The following is a 22,065-nucleotide window of genomic DNA, read 5'->3' on the forward strand; positions in this document are numbered from 1 at the left end:
GCGTAGTTCGCGGCGAGCAGCGACCCGGCCGGGTAGACGGTGCCGTCCACCTCCCAGTCGGTGCGCGGACGGATGGTCAACCAGTCGCGGTACACGGACGAGCCCGCGTCGTCGGGGGTGTCGATCCGGACCTTCGACCCGTCCGGGAGCAGCTGGTAGCGCTCGGAGTTGTAGAAGTCCATGGACCGGCCGACGAAGTGCCGCTCGTATCCGGGAGTGTCGTCGTACGACGCGCCGACGGACACGTCGGTGGTCTCGCCCTCGAAGACGGTGACCGCCTCGGTGAGCGGGGTGCCGCGGTGCCAGCGCTTCGCGATCCTGGGGTAGCCGGAATCGGTCATCGAGCCGTCGCCGAAGTCGGTCCCGACGTACACGGTGTCCGTGTCGATCCAGCTGATGCTGGTCTTCGCCTCGGGGACGTCGAATGCGTGGTCGCCGCCGACGAATTCGCGCGTCTCGAGGTCGAATTCGCGCACCACGGACGCGTCGGCGCCACCGCGGGAGAAGGACAGCAGGGCACGCGACTGCTCGGGTCGCAGCACGCTGGCCCCTGCCCACACCCAGTTCTCGCCCTCACGTTCGGCGAGGGCGTCGACGTCGAGCAGGACGTCCCACTCCGGGTTGTCGGTGCGGTACTGCTCGAGGGTGGTGCGCCGCCAGATGCCGCGCTTGTGGTCGCCGTCGCGCCAGAAGTTGTACAGGTACTCACCGCGCATGCCGGCGTAGGGGATCCGGTCGTCCGTGTCGAGCACGTCGAGGATCCGGCTCTCGAGCGCGGAGAACTCGGCGTTCTCGGTGTACTCGGCGAGCGTGCGGGCGTTGCGCTCCCGCACCCAGTCGAGTGACCGTTCCGCGGTGACATCTTCGAGCCAGAGGAAGGGATCCGTCATGGCGCCATTCTTGCAGGCGGTGTCGTGCCTGGTCGCGGCGGCAAAGGTGTGACGGATGAGGCTACCGGCGGGTAATACGACCGCGTGGAGACAGCGATTTCGGACGGGACTACCCTGAACAACCGTGACCTCACACTATGACGTCGTTGTCCTCGGAGCCGGTCCCGGTGGGTACGTCGCTGCTATCCGCGCGGCACAGCTGGGATTGAGCACCGCCATCATCGAGCAGAAGTACTGGGGCGGTGTCTGCCTGAACGTCGGCTGCATCCCCTCCAAGGCACTTCTCCGCAATGCCGAACTTGCGCATCTCTTCACAAAAGAGGCCAAGACGTTCGGCATCTCGGGAGAGGCGTCCTTCGATTTCGGCGCAGCCTACGACCGCAGCCGCAAGGTCGCGGACGGGCGTGTCAAGGGCGTTCACTTCTTGATGAAGAAGAACAAGATCACCGAGTACGACGGCAAGGGGTCGTTCACCGACGCCAACACCCTCTCGGTCGAGCTGTCCAAGGGCGGGACGGAGACGGTGACGTTCGACAACGCCATCATCGCCACCGGTTCCACCACCAAGCTGCTGCCGGGCACCTCGCTCAGCGAGAACGTGGTCACCTACGAGGAGCAGATCCTCACCCGCGATCTCCCGGAGTCGATCCTCATCGTCGGTGCCGGCGCGATCGGCATGGAGTTCGGGTACGTCCTGAAGAACTACGGAGTGGACGTCACGATCGTCGAGTTCCTCGACCGTGCGCTGCCCAACGAGGACGCGGACGTCTCCAAGGAGATCGAGAAGCAGTACAAGAAGCTCGGCGTCACGATCAAGACCGGTGCCGCCGTCCAGAGCATCGACGACGACGGCAGCAAGGTCACCGTCTCGATCAAGAACAACAAGTCCGGCGACATCGAGACCGTCGTGGTCGACAAGGTGATGCAGTCGGTCGGGTTCGCGCCCCGCGTCGAGGGCTACGGCCTCGAGAAGACCGGCGTGCAGCTCGATCGTGGTGCGATCGGCATCACCGACACGATGCAGACGTCGGTGCCGCACATCTACGCCATCGGTGACGTGACGATGAAGCTGCAGCTCGCCCACGTGGCCGAGGCTCAGGGCGTCGTGGCCGCCGAGACGATCGCCGGCGTCGAGACGCTGCCGATCGAGGACTACCGGATGATGCCGCGGGCCACGTTCTGCCAGCCGCAGGTCGCGAGCTTCGGTCTCACCGAGCAGCAGGCCAAGGACGAGGGATACGACGTGAAGGTCGCGACGTTCCCGTTCACCGCCAACGGCAAGGCGCACGGCCTCGGTGACCCGACCGGTTTCGTCAAGCTGATCGCCGACAAGAAGTACGGCGAACTGCTCGGCGGGCACCTCATCGGCCCCGACGTCTCCGAGCTGCTGCCCGAGCTGACCCTCGCGCAGAAGTGGGACCTCACGGTCAACGAGCTGGCCCGCAACGTGCACACGCACCCGACGCTCAGCGAAGCCCTGCAGGAGGCCATCCACGGTCTCGCCGGGCACATGATCAACTTCTGACCCGAACACCGCAAGGGCCCGCACAGTCTCTGTGCGGGCCCTTTTCGTCTCTCACCGGGTTGCTTCCGCGATCCGATGGCGAAGCGTCCGTTCCGGTGGCATCGTGGGGAAGATGACCATGCCGGACAGCACGCCAGAAGGATCCGAGGGCGAGTACAGCCTGGACGAAGAGGACCAGTTGCAGCCGGAGGACACGCTGGTCGACAGAGGTGTGGACGACGTTCTCGACGAGGGCTATTCGCCTCCGGAGAGGCCGCTCGGGCTGGACGCGTACGGGACGACGTCCGCGGAGCAGCGTGAGGGCGAGACCCTCGATCAGCGGCTCGCGGAGGAAGAACCGGACCCGGCTCTGGAAGACGACGACAACGCGGAGATCCTCGACGACAACGAGGTCGGGCGGCTGCGGTCGGGCCGGCTCGTCGCAGAGGACGAGGGAGTGGGCGAGGACCAGGAGAAGGACCTGGTGGCGTCCGACATCGGCATCGACGGGGGAGCCGCGTCGGCCGAGGAGGCCGCGGTCCACATCGTCGACGAGGAAACCGACTTCGACGAACTCAGCTGACGCCGCGACCGGCCTCGTACTTCTCCTGTGCCGTCCGGACGTCGGGCATGCGCGATTCGACGAGCTCGATCAGGCCGACGAGGCGTGAACCGATCTCGGCGCCGAGCGGAGTCAGGCTGTACTCGACCTTCGGTGGGATGGCTTCGAGCACCTCACGGACTACGAGTCCGTCTCGCTCGAGGGCCTGCAACGTCTGCGACAGCATGCGCTCGCTGACGCCGTCGACGCGTCGGCGGAGCGCGCTGAACCGGTAGCTGCCTTCGGTCAGCGCCGCGAGCGCGAGCACGCCCCAGCGACCGGTGATGGTCTGCAGGGTCTCGCGAGACGTGCAGTCGCGCGCGAAGACGTCGGCCTCGAGGGTGACGTCTTCGTGTTCTCGTGCTGGCTGTGCGAGCTCGGACATGCGTCCAGTCTACCCCACGCACAGGAAGTGCTTACTCAAACATTTGCACTTACGAAAAATTAGTGCATGATGAGAAGTGAGCTTGAACAGTCAACTCGCACCTCACGCGCTAGGAGTTCGTCATGACCATCGCCGTCACAGGAGCAACCGGACACCTCGGTCGACTCGTCGTCGAGGCACTTCTCGACCAGGGCACCCCCGCCGGCGACATCGTCGCCGTGGTCCGCACCCCGGCCAAGGCCGCCGACCTCGCCGCCAAGGGCGTCGAGATCAGGCAGGCGGACTACAGCGATCGCGCCGCACTCGAGACCGCCTTCGCCGGCGTCGACAAGCTGCTGCTCGTCTCCGGCAGCGAGGTCGGTCAGCGGGTTGCCCAGCACGCCAACGTGATCGATGCCGCGAAGGCCGCTGATGTCGGCTTCGTCGCCTACACCAGCGTCCTCGACGCGCAGAACAGCCCGATCGGCTTGGCTGTGGAACACCGCGCCACGGAGGACCGGCTGACGCAGTCGGGAATCGACTTCGCGCTGCTCCGCAACGGCTGGTACTGGGAGAACTACCTCGGCAGTATTCCCGCTGCGGCCGAGACCGGTGCGCTGTTCGGCAGTGCCGGAACGGGTGTCGTCGCCGCCGCCGCCCGCAAGGACTATGCCGAGGCGGCCGCCGCGGTCCTGCTCGCCGACGGGCAGGCAGGCAGGGTGTACGAACTGGGTGGCGACGAGCGCCTGACGTACGGCGAACTGGCGGAGGTCATCTCGTCCGTCCTCGGAAAGCCGGTCTCGTACAAGGACCTTCCGCAGGCCGAGTACGCCGCGGTTCTCGAGGGCGCCGGACTGCCCGCACCGATCGCGAGCATGCTCGCCGACTCCGATGCGGGAGTTGCCGCCGGCGCCCTCGACACCGAGAGCGGCGACCTGCAGAAGCTTATCGGCCGCAACTCGACCCCTGCCGCCACCGCCCTTGCCGTGAGTACTTATTAACCGCCCGCGGTTGATAAGTACTCACGGGCGTAAGCAACCCAACTGCCGAACTCGGTGATGTCCGTGGCCCCGTCGACCGCGTCGTGGGTGCAGCTGAAGCCCACCACGGCGCGGCCGTCGGACAACTCGACGCTCGTCAGCGCCATCGGGGCGGGCAGGGCGGCGAGGAAGTTGCCGAGCCCGGCGGGTGACACCCGGAACAGTTCCCCGACGATCGCCGCTCCCGCGCCGGGGCCGCGGCGGACGAGGCCGGGCTTGGGTGGCGTCGTGGCGAGTGCGGTGAGCCGGTAGGCGTCCGTGGTGGCGACGGTATCGACGAATCGTGCGCCGATGTCCTCGAGCTGGAAATGCAGGGGCTGTCCGCGCAGGTGAGCTCCGAACACGGCGAGTTCGACGCCGTCCTCGACGAGGGTGGGCGCCGGTACGCCGACGAGTCGGGCCGCGAGGTCCACGGCCACCTGATCGGCGAACGCCGGCACCACGAACATGACACCGAACGGTGCGCCGGCGGCGGTCGGGGCGCCCGGGACCGCGACGGCCGCCATGTCGAGCAGGTTGCAGAAGTTCGTGTACGTGCCCATCCGCCGGTTGATGTCGATCGGATCAGCCTGCACGGCAGCGATGGTCGGGTGTTCGGTGGTGGTGGGCAGCAGGAGGCCGTCGAAACCGGCCAGCAGTTCCCGCGTCTGCGCCTTGACGCGGGTGAGCGTGTCGAGGTCGGCGGCGAACTCGTAGCCCGCCGGCTTCCTCGCCGACTCGACGATGGCGGTGACCACCGGATCGGCGCCTGCCGGTGCGGTGTCGAGGAACTTCCCGACAGCGGTGTACCGCTCGGCGACGACGGCGCCGTCGTACAGCAGTCGGGCGGCGTCGAGGAGCGGGGAGATGTCGACCGCCTCGACGCAGACACCTCGGTCCGTCAACGACGCCACCGTGGCGACGAAGGCCGCGCGGTACTCCGGTGCCAGCAGGGCGAGATTCCCTTCCGCGGGAATCGCGACCCTCGGCTGCGCGGGCGCCGCCAGGCGGATGTCGGACGGCCACGGGCGGCTCCGCGGGTCCGCACTCGCCAGGCCCGACATGATGCGGGCGGCGGTCACGGCCGTGTCGAGTTCGGTGGCGAAGACGGTGACGCAGTCGTAGTCGACGCAGGCGGGGACCACGCCGTCGGCCGGGATGACGCCGAGTGTCGCCTTGATGCCGACGAGACCGTTGAACGCGGCCGGAACTCGACCGGACCCCGCTGTGTCGGTGCCGATTCCGATGTCGGCGATGCCGAGGGCGACGGCCACGGCGGAACCCGAACTGGATCCGCCCGACACTCGTTCGGGATCCCACGAGCACCGGACGGCGCCGTACGGACTGCGTGTCCCGACCAGCCCGGTCGCGAACTGGTCGAGGTTCGTCTTCCCCAGCACGACGGCGCCCTGCTCGACCAGGCGGCGCACGGCGCTCGCGGTGACGTCGGGGAGGTAGGCGAACTCGGGGCACGCGGCCGACGTCGGCAGTCCCGCGACGTCGATGTTGTCCTTGACCGCCACGACCTTCCCGGCCAGGGGGAGGCGCTCGCCGGCATCGAGACGCGCCTGCACGGCAACGGCGTCCGCGTGCACGTCCTCGGCGGGCCGGAGGGTGATCCACACCTCCGGACGGTCCACCTCGGCGATCCGCCGGAAGGCGTCCTCGACACGGGCGGTGGGGGAGAGGGTGGTCTGTCCGCGGTTCACGGCATCGACAGTCATCAGTTATCTGCTCCAATCACGACGAGAGGGGTGCCCGGTTCGACGATCGCGCCCGGTGACACGAGGACTTCGAGGACTGTTCCGGTTGTGGTGAACGCGACCGGCATCTCGAGTTTCATCGCCTCGAGTACCACGGCGTTCTGACCCGGTTCGATGCGTTGCCCGGCTTCGACTTCGACGCGCCACACGCTGCCGACCATGGGAGCCTCGACGACGACAGCCCCGGGCGGGAGGTCGACCCGTGCGGACGGTTCGGGTGCGGGAGCCTGTTCGACGCGGTCGAATTCGCCCGACGCGCGCCACGCGGACTTCTCCGCCTCGAACGCCGCGGACTGCCGGGAGTCGAATTCGGCGATGGATTCGGCGTTGTCCCGCAGGAACTTCAGGTGGTCGGCGAACGCGAACGTGCCGTCGGAGATCTCCGCGTCGAACCGCCCCGCGACGGCCTGCTCGCGGTATTCGCGCAGCTGCTCCGGGGTGACGGGTTCCCACACGATGCGGTCGAAGAACCGGAACATCCACGGTGTGCCCTCCTCGAACGGGCGGTGCTGCCGGTAGCCCGACCAGATCGGGACGGTGCGGCCGATCAGCTGGTAGCCGCCCGGCGACTCCATGCCGTAGACGCACAGGTACTTGCCGCCGATCCCGACCGCGTCGGACGGCGTCCACGTGCGGGCCGGGTTGTACTTGGTGGTGACCAGCCGGTGCCGCGGGTCGAGGGGCACGGCCAGGGGTGCGCCGAGGTAGACGTCGCCGAGTCCGAGCACCAGGTATTCGGCGTCGAACACGGCGTCGCGGACGTCGTCGACGCTGTCCAGACCGTTGATGCGCCGGATGAACTCGGTGTTCGACGGCAGCCACGGCGCCTCGTCGCGGACACCGTTGCGGTACCGGTCGATGGCCTCGGCGATGGACGGGTCGTCGAACGACAGCGGCAACCGGACCGTGCGGCTCGGCACAACCAGGTCGTGTGTCGCGGGCAGCAGTTCCTCGATGTCCTGGAGGATGTCCAGCAACCGGCAGGCGGGAAGTTCGTCGGCGTCGAAGTGCAGGTGCAGGGAGCGCACACCCGGGGTGATGTCGATGATGCCCGGAACCCGGCGCCGGATCAGCGCTTCCGACAGCGCGTGGACGCGCATGCGGAGTCCGAGGTCGAGTTCCCGGTCGCCGTACTCGACGAGGATGTTGTCGTCGCCGCCGCGGAGGTACGCGACCTCCGGACGGTTCAGTACGGGCGCGATGCGGGACAGGACCCCGCCGTCGCTGTTGGCCGTTCGGGTTGCCGTGGGCGGAACATCCAGTCTGCGAGACGAATCCGACGATCGCAGCACGTGCGCGCCGTCGTCGGAGACGGCGACGAACCGCACTTCGTCGCCTGGCCGGATCTGCCCGAGTTTCCACCGGTGCGCCTTCACCACGGTGAGGGGGCACGCGAAGCCGCCGAGGCTCGGGCCGTCGGGGCCGAGCAGAATCGGGGTGTCGCCGGAGACGTTGAGCGCTCCGACGCTGTACGGGTTGTCGTGCAGGTTCGACGGGTGCAGCCCGGCGTCGCCGCCGTCGGTCCTCGACCAGACCGGCTTGGGGCCGTCGAGTCGGAGCCCGGTCCGGTTCGCGTGGGTCTGGACCTTCCAGGTGGTGTCGTAGAACTGCGCCATGTCGGAGTCTGTGAAGTAGGCGGGCGCCGGTTGCGGTCCCTCGGTGACGGCGAGATGCCACACGTGGGTGAACTCGGGACGCGAGTCCTCCGGGACGGGATGCGGTGCGCCGAGACCCGTGGTGTTCTCGAACAGCGAGTCGTCGAACAGTCCCAGCACGTCACCGGTGGTGACGGCCTTGCCGGTGATGCCGCCGAATCCGCCGAGCGTGAACGTGGACGCACTGCCGTGGTACAGCGGAGCGTCGATGCCGCCCCGGAACGCGACGTACGTCCGCAGGCCCGTGTCCGCCGGAGTGCCGACGTCGAGGACGGACCCGGCAGGCACTTCCACCGGTTCCCACAGGGCGAGAGGTTCGCCGTCGAGTGTGACCGGGGTGTCGGCGCCGCCGACGCAGATCACGGTGGCGTCCGAGAACACGAGACGCGGCCCCTGCAGGGTGCATTCGAGCCCCGGTGCGCCGACCGGATTGCCGACAGCGGTATTGACCAACTGGAACGACAGGTCGTCCATCGGCCCCGACGGGGGAATCCCGACCTCCCACAATCCGATTCGGCCGGGGTGGTCCTGCACGGTGGTCATCGTCCCGGCGCGGAGCACGTCGACGCGGCGACCGGTGGGCCGCAGATCGGCCAGCGACTGCGTGGTGTGCTCGGCACTCAGAACGGTGTCGGCGACGCAGATCCGCCGCAGCTGGGGCAGGTTGGTCTGGATCCCGTAGATGTGCGTGTCGGCGAGTGCCTCTGCGAGGGCGGCGAACGCCGCTGTGCGCCGGTGCCCGCGGGTGATCACCTTCGCCAGCATCGGGTCGTAGTAGGCGCTCACTTCGGTGCCCGTGTCGACCCACGTCTCGACCCGGGTGTGAGCTGGGAACTCCACGCCTGTGAGCCGTCCGGCGCTGGGACGGTAGTCGTGGCCGGGGTCCTCGGCGTAGATGCGCGCCTCGACGGCGGTTCCCCTGATCTCGGGTCCGGAGTCGGGCAGCCCGTCGAGCATGGAACCGTCCCCACGGGCGAGCCTCAGCATCCACTCGACGAGGTCCACCCCGGTGACCTCCTCGGTCACCGGGTGCTCGACCTGCAGTCGCGTGTTCATCTCGAGGAACGACGCCTCGCCGCGGTCCACGTCGTAGACGAACTCGACGGTTCCCGCGGACCGGTAGTTCACCGAGGACGCGAGACTGCGGGACGAGCTGAGCAGTTGTTCCACCACCTCGTCGGGGAGCCCGGGTGCCGGGGCCTCCTCGACCACTTTCTGATTGCGGCGCTGTAGTGAGCAGTCGCGGGTGCCGAGGCTCAGCGTGCGGCCGAGACCGTCGCCGAACACCTGCACCTCGATGTGCCGGGCACGGGCGACGAAGCGCTCCAGGAACACCCCGGACGAAGAGAAGTTGGCCTGGGCGAGTCGCTGGACGCGATCGTAGGCTTCGCGGAGTTCCGCCGCGTCGAAGCACGCCTGCATCCCGATGCCCCCGCCGCCACCGACCGCCTTGATCATCACCGGATAGCCGATGTCGGAGGCCGCGGACAGGGCGGCGTCGACGGAGTCGAGGAGCCCGCTGCCCGCGACGAGCGGGACGCCGACGGCGCGGGCTGCCTCGCGTGCCGTGTGCTTGTTCCCGAACGTGCGCAGCTGTTCGGGGGTGGGGCCGACGAACGCGATCCCGGCGGATTCGGCTGCCGCGGCGAACGCGTCGTTCTCCGAGAGGAAGCCGTATCCGGGATGAATCGCGCCCGCGCCCGTCGCCAGGGCGGCCTCCACGACGGCGTCGGCCCGCAGATACGACTCGTGGGCGGGAGCCGGGCCCAGCCGGACGGCGACGTCGGCCATCTCGACGTGCGCGGCAGCCGAATCGGCGTCCGAGTGGACCGCGACCGTCTTCAGTCCGAGGAGGTGTGCCGATCGCATGATGCGGCAGGCGATTTCGCCCCGGTTCGCGACGAGCAGAGTGTCGAAGGAGTACTCGATCGGCGGCGTATTCATCCCTGTGGACATGGTTGTATACGCTAAGGACGGGGTGTTTCACCGAGATTTCTCGAGGTAAAGCGTGGGTTAGTAAGACCTCTCACGGCCTGCGCGCGTCGGGGTCACGGTGAGGACGGCTGCACCGGGGGCACGAAGTCGAACGTCGTTCCGAGCAGCCATACCAGGAGCAGGACCACCGGCAGGTGGAACATGAACTGCAGGAACGTGAATCCCACCAGATCGCGCGCCTTGAGCCCCAGCACTGCGAGCAGGGGCAGCATGAAGAACGGGTTGATCAGGTTCGGCAGGGCCTCGGCGACGTTGTACACCTGGACCGTCCAGCCCAGGTTCATCCCGACATCGGTGGCCGACTGCATGACGTAGGGCGCCTCGACCAGCCATTTTCCGCCTCCGGACGGAACGAAGAGACCCAGCACGACCGTGTAGAGGGCGATGACGACGGTGAAGCCGCCGCCACTGCCGATGTTCGTGAAGAACTCGGCCAGATGCTCGGAGATGGTGAGGCCATTTCTGCCCTCGGCCTTCGTGAGGATCGCGGCCATCGCCGCGTACAGCGGAAACTGGACCAGGATGCCGGCCGTGGCCGGGACGGCCAGCGCGACGGCTTGCAGGAATTTGCGCGGCGTCCCGTGCAGCACCAGCCCCAGCATCAGGAAGACCAGCAGATAGGCGTTCAGGCTACTGACGACGGTGAGCACGGGTTTGGTCACCAGCTGGGAGATCAGCCATCCCAACGTCATCAGACCGGCCAGCGCCGGCAGGATCCGGCTGTATTCGAGCCACTCTCCCGGTCGCGATCGGGGTGCCACCTCCTTCGGCCGGTCGTCCAGGTCGACGTCCAGATCCTCGGCGGTGGTGACGGCCGCGCCTCTCGGCGCGGAGAAGTGGGCGATCACCACGGTCAGGGCGATGATGATCACGCACATCAGCAGCGACTGCCAGGTGAAGATGGTGGTCCCGAAGTCGAGGACGCCGGTGATCTCCAGCAGCGCCGGCGGCAGGGATGCGGCTGTGGCCTGGAGTTGCGCGGCGGACGAGGACATGCCGAGCGCCCACACGGCGCCCAGACCCATGAAGGCCGCAGCGCCGAGCGCGCGGTAGTCCACTCGCAGGTCGGATCGGCGGGCGATCGCCCGGGCGAGCAGCCCGCCGAACACCAGACTGAGCCCCCAGTTCAGGAAGGAGACCGACATGGACAGGAATGCGACGAAACTGACTGCGGTGCGCGCCGACTGAGGCACCAGGGCCAGGCGATCGATCAGCCGGGCGACCGGTGGGGACGTGGCGACGACGTATCCGGTCAGCACCACCATGGCCATCTGCAGGGTGAACGCCGTCAGATCCCAGAAACCGTCACCGAATGCGTCCACGACCGTCTGCGGCGACGAACCGTTGGCCAGTGCGGCCACCGAGACGACGAAGACGCCGACGAGCGCGAAGACGTAGGCGTCCGGAAACCATTTCTCCGTCCAGCCGGCCAGCGACTGCGCGACCCGCGCCAGCCCCTTCTCGGAACGGACTTCGTCGGTAGCGGATGTCATGCGGCCGTTCCTCTTCTCTACGCGATGCGGAACCTACGAATAGTCGCGTTCGATCCTCAGAGTCCCGATGGTGGTGGCCAGGGCGTCGTACTGGGTCACCAGAAAACAGAATTCGATCATCCTGCGGTCGTCGAAGTGGGTGCTCAGCGCCGACCATGCGGCATCGTCGAGGTTGTCGGTGGTGACGAGTTGGTCGACGGCGGTGAGGATGGCGCGGCGTCGCGCGTCCCAGCCCTCCGCGGCGGGACCTTCCAGCACCTGTTCGAGGTGCGCCGGGGTGACGCCCGCCCGCCGTCCGAGGCGAACGTGGTGGTCCATCTCGTAACCGCACTTCCGCAGGTGTGCCACCCGGAGGATGATCAGTTCGGTCTCGTACCGGGAGATCTGCCCGCCCGGCATCAGCTTGCCGGAGTACTGCAGCCACGCCCGGAAGAGGCCCCTCGTGCGGCCCACCGTACTGAACAGATGTGCATCCGGCACACCGGCGACACGGGAGATGATTCGCCACAGCACCCAGTTGACGGGGCCGAGTTCCTTCAGACGTCCGGGTGGAATGCGTGCGGTCACGCCGCCCCCTCTCCTTCTACTCGTCCCCTCGCGGGAACGGCTGCGTGCGCGCGTAGTTCGATCGAACGGGTCATCTCCGTGGCCCGAAGTGCGAGCATACGCACAGAATCCGTCCCGGGTACCCGGGACGGCGCGTATATCCGATTCTTCCGCCCCGCGATTCCCCGTTCGAGTGCGTCGACCGCCACCGTGATCGAGGAGGTCCGGGCCAGTGCGCTGCCGCGGGGTGGGGGCACCGCGACGCCGTCGAAGTCGATCAGGGTCCGGTCCGTGTCGATCTCGCCGAGCCGGGCGATACCGACCCGGGTCCCCAGCGGCTTCATCTCTTCCCGCAGGGCCTCGCCGAGTTCCTCGGCGCCGCCTCGCGTCGCGCCGTGCACACCGCGCAGGGGGCTGAACGTCGTCGACGACGCCACGACGAGCGCGTACCCGTTGCGGTGTCCGATGTACGGTCCCGCGGCCCGCAGCGTGTGGTACGTCCCCATCACGTTCACCTCGATGGCGTACCGCATCACGTCCGGATCGCCCTCGACGATGCGTGCCGGCGGCGTCACGCCCGCGTTCGCGACGACGACGTCGAGGCCGCCGAGGCGGTCGGCGAGGTAGTCGACCGAGTCCTCGACCGCTCGGCGGTCGCGGATGTCGCATCGACGCCACGGCGCCCGGCCGCACGTGGTGGCCGTCTGTTCGAGAAGTTCGGGTTCGAGGCCGAGCAGCCCGACACGGGCGCCCCGCTCGTGAAGTCGTCTGGCGAGTCCGGCGCCGATACCCCGGGCTGCGCCGGTGATCAGGACGCGGCGTCCGACCAGATTCTCTTCGAGAGTGCGTGACATGAAGCGAGTTCCCAACCTGTGTTACCGAGCGGTAGCAAGACGCTAGCACCCGCTCGGTTCGTTGGTGGGAAAAATGTCCAACCGAGTTGGACAACTGTCTCAATCGCGGATCGCCCACGCCATCCGTGCGAGGGAAAGTGCCTGCTCAGCGCGCTCGATCACCACTTCTCGCGACTCGCTGATGTGCGCGAGCAGCGTGTCGTACGCGGTATCCAGCTTGCCGTCGAGGGCGAACTCGGCCACCGAGATGTGCTCGTCGATGGTCGCGCTCATGCGGTCGGGGGTGAGGTAGTCGAACATCCGGACCGGCCGCACCTTCGCGTTCACGTTGACGAGCGCATCGGACAGCGCCCGGTTGCCCGCCGACCGCAACAGCACGGTGTGGAACTGCTCGTCGAGGGCCACGAACCCGGCGTCCGGCTCGGGGTTCTCCTTCCGCAACGCGTACCACCGGTCGAGCTCGGGGCCCAGAACGTCCGGGTCGTGCGACAGCGACTCGTCGGCGCGGACCCGGGCTATTCCCTGGAGCTCGAGCGTGATGCGCAGTTCGTACAGTCCGGCCAGCTCGTCGATGCGAGGGCGGTACGGAAACAACCCGCCCACGTCGCGCTGGACGAGTCCGTCGGCGAGGAGCCGGGCCAGGGCCTCCCGCACCGGCGTTCGCGACACCCCGTAGGTGTCGGCGAGACGCTCCTCGCCCAGACGCTGTCCCGGCGGGATCCGGCCGCTCATCAGGTCGGTGCGCAGCGACAGATACACGTGATCGCTGAGGGAGCCGGCCGGTTCTCGGCGTGCCATCAGATGGCCATCGCCGCGCGGACGTCGGAGACCGCGGTACGGACGTCGGAATCGGGTGCGGCGCCACCGGCGCCGGAGGAGGTGACCCGCCCCGACTCGAGAACGTAATAGCTCTCGGCGGATTCGAGCGCGAACCCGATGTGCTGCTCCACCAACAGGACTCCCAGACCGCCGCGGCGGGTGAGTTCCACGATGGTGCGCTCGATCTCGGCCACGACGGACGGCTGAATCCCCTCCGTCGGTTCGTCGAGGATCAGCATCGTCGGTTCCGTGATCAGGGCCCGCGCGATGGCGAGTTGCTGACGCTGCCCGCCGGAGAGGAGACCGGCACGACGGTCGAGCAGGCCGCGCAAAGCCGGGAACAGATCCAGCACCTCGCCGACGAGTTCCTTTCCGCGCTTGCGGCCGTCGGCCACCACCTGAAGATTCTCCGCGGTGGTCAGCTGACCGAACGACTGCTGGCCCTGCGGCACGTAGGCGAGGCCGCGCGCCACCCGGGCACTCGGCCGAAGCGCCGTGACGTCCTCACCGTCGAACAGCACCCGCCCCGAGTTGACCTTGATCAGTCCGACCGCGGCCCGGAGAAGCGTGGTCTTGCCCGCGCCGTTGTGTCCCATCACCGCGGCCACACCGTCCGACGGGACCGTCAGGGAGACTCCGTGGATCACTTCGGTTCGGCCGTATCCGGCCCGGATGTCGTCAAGCTCGAGCATCGCTGTCCTCCTTCGAAACCTCGGGCTGCAACTCGGGCGCGGCGCCGGCCGCGGCGGTCCCGAGGTACACCTCCTGCACACGTGGATCGGCCTGCACCTGCTCCACGGTTCCCTCGCTCAGCACCTTCCCGGCGTGCAGCACGGTCACCGACGTCGCGAACGCGCGCATGAAGTCCATGTCGTGCTCGACCACCACGACGGTCCGCTCACCGCCGATGCGGCGCAGCAGGTTTCCCGTCTCGTCGCGTTCGTCGTGGCTCATGCCTGCCACCGGTTCGTCGAGCAGCAGGACGGAGCAGTTCTGCACCAGCAGCATCCCGATCTCGAGCCACTGCTTCTGCCCGTGCGCGAGGATTCCCGCCGGGGTGTCGCGGAGTTTGCCGAGACCCGTGACGTCGAGCGCCTCCTCGATGGCGGGGAGCACCGTCTTGCGTCGGCGCAGCAGCGTGAGTGCCGAGCGGCCCGCGCCCGCCGCGATGTCGAGGTTCTGGAGAACCGTCAATTCCTCGAACACGCTCGCGGTCTGGAACGTGCGGCCCACGCCGAGCCGGGCGATGCGGTGCACCTTCTTGCCGACCAACTCGACACCGGATTTCGTGACCGAACCCGTCGCGGGGACGAGCCCGGTGATGGCGTCGACGAGAGTGGTCTTGCCGGCGCCGTTGGGGCCGATGAGGAACCGCAGGTCACCCTGCATCAGGGTGAGGTCGACGCCGTCGACCGCCTTGAAGCCGTCGAAGCTGACCCGAAGGTCCCGGACCTCGAGGTACTCGCTGGACATTCCGGCGTTGCCGCCGAGGACGGGCTCCTTGGCCGTGGCAGGAATCGTCATCGGGCCATCTCCATTCGTTCCGTCGCCTCGGTTTCGTCTTCCGGTCCGGGCGGGGCAGGTTCGTCGGCGGACGCCTTCCTCTTCCGCTTGAGTAGCGCGAACAGTCCCGCGACACCGGCCGGGAAGAAGCCGACGACGACGATGAACAGCAGGCCCTGCGCGTACGTCCAGCCGGACGGGAACGACTCCGAGAACGCGCTCTGCGCCCACGCCACCCCGATGGCGCCGAGGACCGGGCCGAGGAGTGTGGAACGTCCGCCGATGGCCACCCCGATCAGGAACGCGATCGACGGGACGATCCCGACGTCGGCGGGGGAGATGATGCCGACGATCGGCACGAACAGCGCGCCGGCGAGGCCCGCGAAGAACGCGGCCGTCACGTAGGCGACGAGTTTGATGTTCGCCGGGTCGTATCCGAGGAAGCGCACGCGCTCCTCCTGATCCCGGACGGCGACGAGCAGTTCGCCGTAACGGCTGTTCATCAGCTGCCGGGTGACGGCGACCACGGCCAGCAGCACGCCGGCGGCGATGAAGAACAACATCTGCTTGTTGGCCGGATCGTTCAGGTTGAAACCGAAGAACGTGCGGAACCGGTTGAGACCGTTGCTTCCTCCGGTGCTCTGCTGACCCACCAGCAGGATGGCGAACGCGGCGGCGAGCGCCTGGCTGAGGATCGCGAAGTAGGCGCCCTTGACGCGGCGCTTGAACACGCCGAGCCCGAGGACGAACGCCACCAGCGCCGGGATCAGCAGGATTCCCAGGATCGTCACGATCGGCGACGTGAACGGCACCCAGTAGCCCGGCAGTTCGCGGATGCCCGCGATCTGCATGAAGTCGGGCACGGTGTCGCCGCGGAGTTCGGCGTCGGCGATCTTCAGGTGCATCGCCATCATGTAGGCGCCCAGCCCGAAGAAGACACCCTGGCCGAGGGTGAGCATGCCGCCGCGGCCCCACGCCAGGCCGATACCGACCGCGACGATCGCGAAGCACAGGAACTTGCCGAGCAGACTCAGCCGGAAGTCGCTGAGAACCGCGGGGGCGACGACGAACAGAAGCAGTGCGGCCAGTGCGAATCCCGCCCACGCGCGGTAGCGGCCACTCGTCAGGATGCTCATACGAGACTCCTCGTCTTGACGGCGAACAGGCCCTGCGGCCGAACCTGGAGGAACACCACGATGACCACGAACACGATGACCTTGGCGATCGACGCCGTGGTCGAGTACTCGACGAACGAATTGAGGATGCCGAGGGCGAACGCGGCGATCACCGCGCCCTTCATCTGACCCAGGCCGCCGACCACGACCACCAGGAACGCGTCGATGAGGTAGCTCTGCCCGATGGTCGGGCTCGTCGAGCCGATCAGGGTGAGCGCCACACCCGCGACGCCCGCCAGGCCGGAACCGATGAAGAACGTCGTCACATCGGTTCGGCGACTGGAGATCCCGCTGGTCTCCGCGAGGTCGCGGTTCTGCACGACGGCGCGGATGCGACGTCCCATCGGGGACTTCTGCATTGCCAGCGACAATGCGACGACGGCCACGACGGCCAGCACCAGGATGAACAGGCGCGTCTTCGGCACCACCGCGCCCAGGATCTCCACACCGCCGGAGAGCCACTCCGGTGCGGCGACGTTGACTGCGGGCGCACCGAAGACGTCCCGCGCCAGCTGCTGCAGGATCAACCCCACACCGAACGTCACCAGCAGTGTGTCCAGCGGCCGGTGGTACATCCGCTTGACGAGGGTGACCTCGAGGAGGACACCCATCGCGCCACCGACCACGAAGCCGACGAGCAGAGAGATGAACAGAGAACCGGTGGCGCTCGACACCACCTGCTGCACCACGTATGCCGTGTACGAGCCGGCCATGATGAATTCGCCGTGGGCCATGTTGATGACGCCCATCTGGCCGAACGTCAACGACAGCCCCAGCGCTGCCAGCAACAGGATCGATCCGATACTCAACCCGGTGAACAGCTGCCCGATCACTACATCCATCGATGTATGTCCTCTCTCTTCCCTCGTGCTCGTCGGACCGTGTTCTAGCTACCCAGCGACTCGGCCCACGGGTAGGACTTCAGGTACGGGTCCGGCTGGATCGGGGTGCCCGAATCCCAGACCGTGTAGATCAGGCCGTCGTTCCGGATCTCGCCGATGCGCGCGGTCTTGGTGATGTGGTGGTTGGACCCGTCGATGGTGACCAGTCCCTCCGGCGCGGCGAACGTGACGCCGTCCGCGTTGTCCTGGATGTCCTTGGTGGCGAAGGAGTTCGCCTTCTCGACGGTGTTCTTCCACAGGTACACGGACGTGTACGCGGCTTCCATCGGGTCGGACGTCGGCTTGTTCGCGCCGTACCGGGCCTTGTACGCGTCGACGAACTTCTTGTTCTCCGGCGTGTCGATGGTCTGGTAGTAGTTCCAGGCGGTCAGCTGGCCATCGATGTTCTGGACGCCGATACCGCCGACCTCCTCCTCGGCGATCGACACGGAGACGACGGGCATGTCGGCGGGCTTCAGGCCGACGTTCGCGTACTCGCGGAAGAACGCGACGTTGGAGTCGCCGTTGAGGGTGTTGAAGACGGCGTCCGCATCTGCGGAGCGGACCTTGTTGACGATGGTGGAGAAGTCGGTGGAGCCGAGCGGGGTGTAGTCCTCGCCCTTGATCTCGATGCCGTTGGCCTCCGCGTACGCCTTGATGATGCGGTTGGCGGTCTGGGGGAACACGTAGTCGCTGCCCACCAGGTACAGCGACTTGACGCCCTTTTCCTTCAGGTAGTCGAGGGCGGGCACGATCTGCTGGTTGGTGGTGGCCCCGGTGTAGAAGATGTTCTTCGAATCCTCGAGCCCCTCGTACTGCACGGGGTAGTAGAGCAGCGAGTTGTTGTCCTCGAACACCGGCAGCATCGCCTTGCGGCTCGACGACGTCCAGCCGCCGAACACGGCTGCGACGCAGTCGCTGCTGATCAGCTTCTCCGCCTTCTCGGCGAACACGGTGGGCTCCGAGGCCCCGTCCTCCGCGACGATCTGGATCTTCTTGCCGAGCACGCCGCCCGAGTTGTTGATCTCGTCGACCGCGAGTGCGATCGAATCCCGGACGGTCACCTCGCTGATGGCCATCGTGCCGGACAGCGAGTTCAGCGACCCGACCTTGATCGTGTCCCCGGAGGTGTCCACACAGGACGCCGCGGTGGACTCGCCGGCCGTGTCGGACGCCTTGCTGCCGCAACCGGTCAGCACGAGCCCGATGGCGGCGAGCGCGGTCGGTGCAGCGAGGGCGCGCTTGGAGAAGGTGCGCATGTACGGGCCTTTCCGTCGGAGGACTTGGGACCTCCGCAACCCGGGACATGTATCCGCCCCACGTATACAGAGGTGTATTCGTGGGGCGAACATTAAGCGGCCGTTGTTGCGCCTGAATGTCTGTCGGTGACGTGTTCGTGACGCGAATTACGGTTGCGTGAACAAGCGCTCACAGTGCTCCCGGCGGGTCCGGATACTGCTTCCGCTACGGCCAATGTCACACCGGTTCAGTCGGATTGAACCGATGTGACACTGGGTGCGTCAGCGGATCAGGTACGGGGAGACCGAACTCTGGTGCTCGCTGATGTCGAGTTGCTTGCCGAGCGGCGGGAAGGCGCGCTGCGGGCAGTTGACGCGTTCGCATACCCGGCAGCCGGCGCCGATAGGAGTGCCCGGGTTGGAATCGTCGAGGTCGAGACCGTCGCCGTAGACGAGGCGGTGGGCGTGCCGGATCTCGCAGCCGAGTCCGATCGCGAAGATCTTCGCGGGCTGACCGTAGCGCTGGGCTCGACGTTCGACGGTGCGGGCGATCCACAGGTACCGGCGGCCGTCCGGCATCTGCGCGATCTGGTTCATGATCTTGCCGGGGTACGCGAACGTCTCGTATACGTTCCACAGCGGGCACGTGCCGCCGCTGGTGGAGAAGTGGAACCCGGTGGCGGACTGCCGCTTCGACATGTTCCCGGCCCGGTCGACGCGGACGAACATGAACGGGACACCGCGCAGCTTCGGACGCTGCAGCGTCGAGAGGCGGTGGCAGATCGTCTCGTAGCTCACCGAGTAGAACGCGGACAGCCGCTCGATGTCGTACCGGAAGTCCTCGGCCACGTCGTGGAACTGTCCGTAGGGCAGCACCGTGGCCGCAGCGAAGTAGTTGGCCAGCCCGAGCCGGGCGAGCGCCACGGACTCGTCGCTGGTGAAGCCGCCCTCCGCCACCAGCTTGTCGAGCAGGTCGCCGTACTCGAGGAACGCCAGCTCGGTCGCGAACTTGAACACCTGCTGCCCGCCCGACAGGTGCGGCGAGATTTCCAGCAGCCGGGATTCGGGGTCGTACCGGTGCAGGACGTTCTCGCCGAGGTCGATGCGCTTGACGATCTGCACGTCGTGCACTGTCTGCAACCGGCGGGCGATCTCACCGCCGACGTCGCCGCGGTGGAATCGCATGCGCGCGGTCAGTTCCTCCGCCGCCGTGTCCAGTTCGTGCAGATAGTTCTGCCGCTGATAGAAGTAGTCGCGAACCTCTTCGTGCGGCATCGTGATCGAGCCGCTGCCGCTGCCGTCGCTGTAGCGGTCCTCCGTGGCGAGAGCCAGCTGCGCGGTGGTGTTGCGGAAGCGGCGATGCATGTTGACCATGGCCTTCGCCAGACCCGGATGCGACGCCACCATCTCGGCGATCTCCTGGGCGTCCGCGTCGATGCCCATCTCCTGGTCCAGCGCCACCTCGCGCATCTCCGCGATCAGGCGCGTGTCGTCCTGGGAGGAGAAGAACGTGGTGTCGACGCCGAACACCTCGCTGATCCGCAGCAGCACCGGCACCGTCAGCGGCCGGACGTCGTGCTCGATCTGATTGAGGTAGCTGGCGGAGATCTCCAGCGTCTTCGCCAGCGCCGCCTGGCTCAGTCCACGCTCGGTTCGGAGCTGACGCAACCGGGTGCCGACGAAGGTCTTGGACATACGGCAATGGTACCGGCGCAGGTCAGATGTGCGAACGGAACCTTCGCAAGATTTACTCGCGCGGGTCGGGACGCGGTGCCGCGGGGCGAACGTACCTGTGGTCGCACTGGAGGCGCTGAAAGGTACATTCGCCCGCAGTTCAGGTCTTGTTCTCCGAGCGCGGCGCGCCGACGCCCGGGTCGATCTGGAACGGACCCGACGCGGACGGTGCGACGGGGAAGTCGAACATCGCCGTCGGCAGGTACACCGTCGAGCAGGAGTTCGGGATGTCCACGACACCCGACAGCCTGCCCTCGATCGGCGCGGCGCCGAGCAGGAGGTACGCCTGTTCGGGGCTGTACCCGAACTTCGTGAGGTAGTCGATCGCGTGGAGACAGGCGCGCTGATACGACAGGTGCGAGTCGAGGTACTTCTGTTCCCCGTCGAGGGTGACGGACGTTCCGGAGAACGCGAGCCATTCCGAGTACTGCGGGTCCGTGTTGCCGGGCATGAAGATCGCGTTCTCGGACACGCCGTACGTGTCCATGCCGCCCTTGATGATGTCGACGCGCAGGTCGATGAATCCGCCCATCTCGATGGCGCCGCAGAACGTGATCTCACCGTCGCCCTGGGAGAAGTGCAGATCGCCGACGGACAGGTTCGCGCCGTCGACGAACACCGGGTAGAAGACGCGGCTGCCCTTCGTGAGGTTCTTGATGTCCTGGTTGCCGCCGTTCTCGCGTGGAGGCGCGGTGCGGGCGGCCTCGCCGGCGACGCGGTCGAAGTCGGCGTCCGGCAGGGACCCGAGGACGGCGTCCTGCGGTTCGGGCGGCAGGGCGAGCGGGGGAACCCGGCCCGGGTCGGTGGCGATGAGCGCGCCCTCCCTCGCGTTCCACTTCGACAGGAGGGCGGCCGACGGCGCGGTGCCCATCAGTCCGGGGTGGACGATGCCGGTGAACGAGACGTGCGGGACGTGCCGCGACGTGGCGGTCTGCCCGGAGAAGTCCCAGACCGCCTTGTAGGCGTCGGGGAACTGCTCGGTGAGGAATCCGCCGCCGTTGTGGCGGGAGAAGATCCCCGTGTATCCCCATCCCTGGCCGGCCAGCGGGCCGGAATCCTCCTGGGGGATGGGTCCGACGTCCAGGATGTCGACGATCAGCAGGTCGCCGGGTTTCGCGCCCTCCACGGCGAAGGGTCCCGACAGTGTGTGGACCGTGGTGAGGGGCGCATTCAGGATGTCGTCGGCGGAGTCGTCGTTGTGGATGGCGCCGTCGAACCATTCGCGGCAGTGCACACGGAAGGAGTCGCCCGGTTTCACCGTGACCGCGGCCGGGATGTCGGGGTGCCAGCGGTTGTGGCCGACGATCGCCTGATCGGTGAACTTCTTCGAGGAATCGAGCGGAAACAGCAGTTCGGGCATGTGCGCTCCTTCGGTAGCCGGTCAGGGACGAGGAAGTCGGCGGTGCAGCGGATTGCTCGTGACGGCTGAACGCCCGGCCGTGGTCGAGGGCGGCGGACCGGTCACGACGTCCGGTTCGTGAGCCGACCTCTTCGTGCGGTCGAGGAGGTTCATCGCGGACGACGACCCGTGTCCGAGTCGCGGCGGGGACACGCGCCGGACGGCGTCGCGGTCGCACCGGGGGCAGCGGGTGGTGCCGGGTACGTCGGCCATCGGGAACGACCGCTCGAACGGGCCGCAGTCGGCGGCGCATCGGTATTCGTACAGCGGCATCGTGGTGCCCTTCGCCGGAGGAGACCATTCGAGGTCACGGTAACCGACCTGATTGGTGATTGCAGTCACAACGGGCGCGTCGAGGGGTGTGCCGCGGCGGGAAGGCGAGGGTCGCAGGGGCGGAAATATCTGTGTACGGCGAGTTGCGTGCATTTGGTTCACCACCTGCGGCTTTTTGCTACTGGCGAGTATTTTTCCTCTCCGATCGGGCAGGTGTGGCGCCGAACTTTATTAACAGTCTTTGCAATCGGCTGTGAAAAGCTAGCCAAGATTGGCAGTAGCAACAGGTAGACGGCACTTTTTGCTTGTGTCATTCTCGGTAAGTACATACGAAGGGCCTGGCAAGGATGTGAAGCAGT

General features: G+C 67.4%; 18 protein-coding genes and 1 pseudogene. 3 read left to right on the forward strand and 16 right to left on the reverse strand.

Features of this window, described 5'->3' with window-relative positions:
• Nucleotides 1-890: pseudogene (locus tag DTA22_RS28675) on the reverse strand (S9 family peptidase); the annotation flags it as partial.
• Between the two features lie 124 nt (nucleotides 891-1,014).
• On the opposite strand from DTA22_RS28675, the gene lpdA reads away from it, so the two are divergent.
• Nucleotides 1,015-2,415, forward strand: coding sequence for a dihydrolipoyl dehydrogenase (gene lpdA / locus DTA22_RS28680; RefSeq protein WP_011594956.1), 1,401 nt, complete (start codon nucleotides 1,015-1,017; stop codon nucleotides 2,413-2,415).
• Between the two features lie 112 nt (nucleotides 2,416-2,527).
• Nucleotides 2,528-2,977, forward strand: a complete 450-nt coding sequence (locus DTA22_RS28685) for a DUF5709 domain-containing protein (RefSeq protein ID WP_112301725.1) — start codon at nucleotides 2,528-2,530, stop codon at nucleotides 2,975-2,977.
• Here the strand turns inward: DTA22_RS28685 and DTA22_RS28690 are convergent.
• Entirely contained in the window at nucleotides 2,970-3,380 is a 411-nt protein-coding gene (locus DTA22_RS28690; protein WP_037237956.1) for a winged helix-turn-helix transcriptional regulator, read from the reverse strand. The genes DTA22_RS28685 and DTA22_RS28690 overlap by 8 nt on opposite strands.
• Before the next feature lie 122 nt (nucleotides 3,381-3,502).
• On the opposite strand from DTA22_RS28690, the gene DTA22_RS28695 reads away from it, so the two are divergent.
• Nucleotides 3,503-4,360: an SDR family oxidoreductase gene (locus DTA22_RS28695; RefSeq protein ID WP_112301726.1), complete on the forward strand. Its 858-nt coding sequence runs from the start codon at nucleotides 3,503-3,505 to the stop codon at nucleotides 4,358-4,360.
• Here the strand turns inward: DTA22_RS28695 and atzF are convergent.
• The 14 genes from atzF to DTA22_RS28765 all read right to left on the reverse strand — a co-directional run bounded on the left by atzF (nucleotide 4,357) and on the right by DTA22_RS28765 (nucleotide 21,775).
• The gene (atzF, locus tag DTA22_RS28700; protein WP_112301727.1) at nucleotides 4,357-6,102 is read right to left on the reverse strand and encodes an allophanate hydrolase; all 1,746 of its coding nucleotides are present in this window, start codon (nucleotides 6,100-6,102) and stop codon (nucleotides 4,357-4,359) included. The genes DTA22_RS28695 and atzF overlap by 4 nt on opposite strands.
• The gene (uca, locus tag DTA22_RS28705) at nucleotides 6,102-9,752 is read right to left on the reverse strand and encodes an urea carboxylase (protein ID WP_112301728.1); all 3,651 of its coding nucleotides are present in this window, start codon (nucleotides 9,750-9,752) and stop codon (nucleotides 6,102-6,104) included. Before uca ends, atzF begins: the two co-directional genes overlap by 1 nt.
• 92 nt (nucleotides 9,753-9,844) lie before the next feature.
• A complete protein-coding gene (locus DTA22_RS28710; protein ID WP_112301729.1) occupies nucleotides 9,845-11,284 on the reverse strand; it encodes a short-chain fatty acid transporter in 1,440 nt (479 codons plus the stop codon).
• Between the two features lie 33 nt (nucleotides 11,285-11,317).
• Nucleotides 11,318-11,851, reverse strand: coding sequence for a carboxymuconolactone decarboxylase family protein (locus tag DTA22_RS28715; RefSeq protein WP_037237946.1), 534 nt, complete (start codon nucleotides 11,849-11,851; stop codon nucleotides 11,318-11,320).
• Nucleotides 11,848-12,684 (reverse strand): SDR family NAD(P)-dependent oxidoreductase, encoded by an 837-nt coding sequence (locus tag DTA22_RS28720; protein ID WP_037237944.1) that lies wholly within the window; start codon nucleotides 12,682-12,684, stop codon nucleotides 11,848-11,850. The genes DTA22_RS28715 and DTA22_RS28720 overlap by 4 nt, the downstream gene beginning before the upstream one ends.
• A gap of 99 nt (nucleotides 12,685-12,783) precedes the next feature.
• Nucleotides 12,784-13,482: a GntR family transcriptional regulator gene (locus tag DTA22_RS28725; protein ID WP_005251830.1), complete on the reverse strand. Its 699-nt coding sequence runs from the start codon at nucleotides 13,480-13,482 to the stop codon at nucleotides 12,784-12,786.
• Complete coding sequence (gene urtE / locus DTA22_RS28730; protein WP_112301730.1) at nucleotides 13,482-14,195, reverse strand: urea ABC transporter ATP-binding subunit UrtE; 714 nt, start codon at nucleotides 14,193-14,195, stop codon at nucleotides 13,482-13,484. The genes DTA22_RS28725 and urtE overlap by 1 nt, the downstream gene beginning before the upstream one ends.
• Nucleotides 14,182-15,027 carry an urea ABC transporter ATP-binding protein UrtD gene (gene urtD / locus DTA22_RS28735; RefSeq protein WP_037237940.1) on the reverse strand — a complete coding sequence of 282 codons (846 nt, stop codon included), beginning with the start codon at nucleotides 15,025-15,027 and terminating at the stop codon, nucleotides 14,182-14,184. The genes urtE and urtD overlap by 14 nt, the downstream gene beginning before the upstream one ends.
• Nucleotides 15,024-16,142, reverse strand: coding sequence for an urea ABC transporter permease subunit UrtC (gene urtC / locus DTA22_RS28740; protein WP_112301731.1), 1,119 nt, complete (start codon nucleotides 16,140-16,142; stop codon nucleotides 15,024-15,026). The genes urtD and urtC overlap by 4 nt, the downstream gene beginning before the upstream one ends.
• Nucleotides 16,139-17,023 carry an urea ABC transporter permease subunit UrtB gene (gene urtB, locus DTA22_RS28745; protein WP_005251836.1) on the reverse strand — a complete coding sequence of 295 codons (885 nt, stop codon included), beginning with the start codon at nucleotides 17,021-17,023 and terminating at the stop codon, nucleotides 16,139-16,141. Before urtB ends, urtC begins: the two co-directional genes overlap by 4 nt.
• Nucleotides 17,024-17,067: 44 nt before the next feature.
• The gene (gene urtA, locus DTA22_RS28750) at nucleotides 17,068-18,321 is read right to left on the reverse strand and encodes an urea ABC transporter substrate-binding protein (RefSeq protein WP_112301732.1); all 1,254 of its coding nucleotides are present in this window, start codon (nucleotides 18,319-18,321) and stop codon (nucleotides 17,068-17,070) included.
• 261 nt (nucleotides 18,322-18,582) lie between these two features.
• Nucleotides 18,583-19,995, reverse strand: a complete 1,413-nt coding sequence (gene ramB, locus DTA22_RS28755; RefSeq protein WP_007301354.1) for an acetate metabolism transcriptional regulator RamB — start codon at nucleotides 19,993-19,995, stop codon at nucleotides 18,583-18,585.
• Nucleotides 19,996-20,134: 139 nt separating this feature from the next.
• Entirely contained in the window at nucleotides 20,135-21,394 is a 1,260-nt protein-coding gene (gene fmdA, locus DTA22_RS28760; RefSeq protein ID WP_037237936.1) for a formamidase, read from the reverse strand.
• 21 nt (nucleotides 21,395-21,415) lie between these two features.
• Nucleotides 21,416-21,775 (reverse strand): FmdB family zinc ribbon protein, encoded by a 360-nt coding sequence (locus tag DTA22_RS28765; RefSeq protein ID WP_112301733.1) that lies wholly within the window; start codon nucleotides 21,773-21,775, stop codon nucleotides 21,416-21,418.
• Nucleotides 21,776-22,065: the final 290 nt, after the last annotated feature.

This window comes from Rhodococcus wratislaviensis (genome assembly GCF_900455735.1).
GTDB classification, from domain to species: Bacteria; Actinomycetota; Actinomycetes; order Mycobacteriales; family Mycobacteriaceae; genus Rhodococcus_F; species Rhodococcus_F wratislaviensis.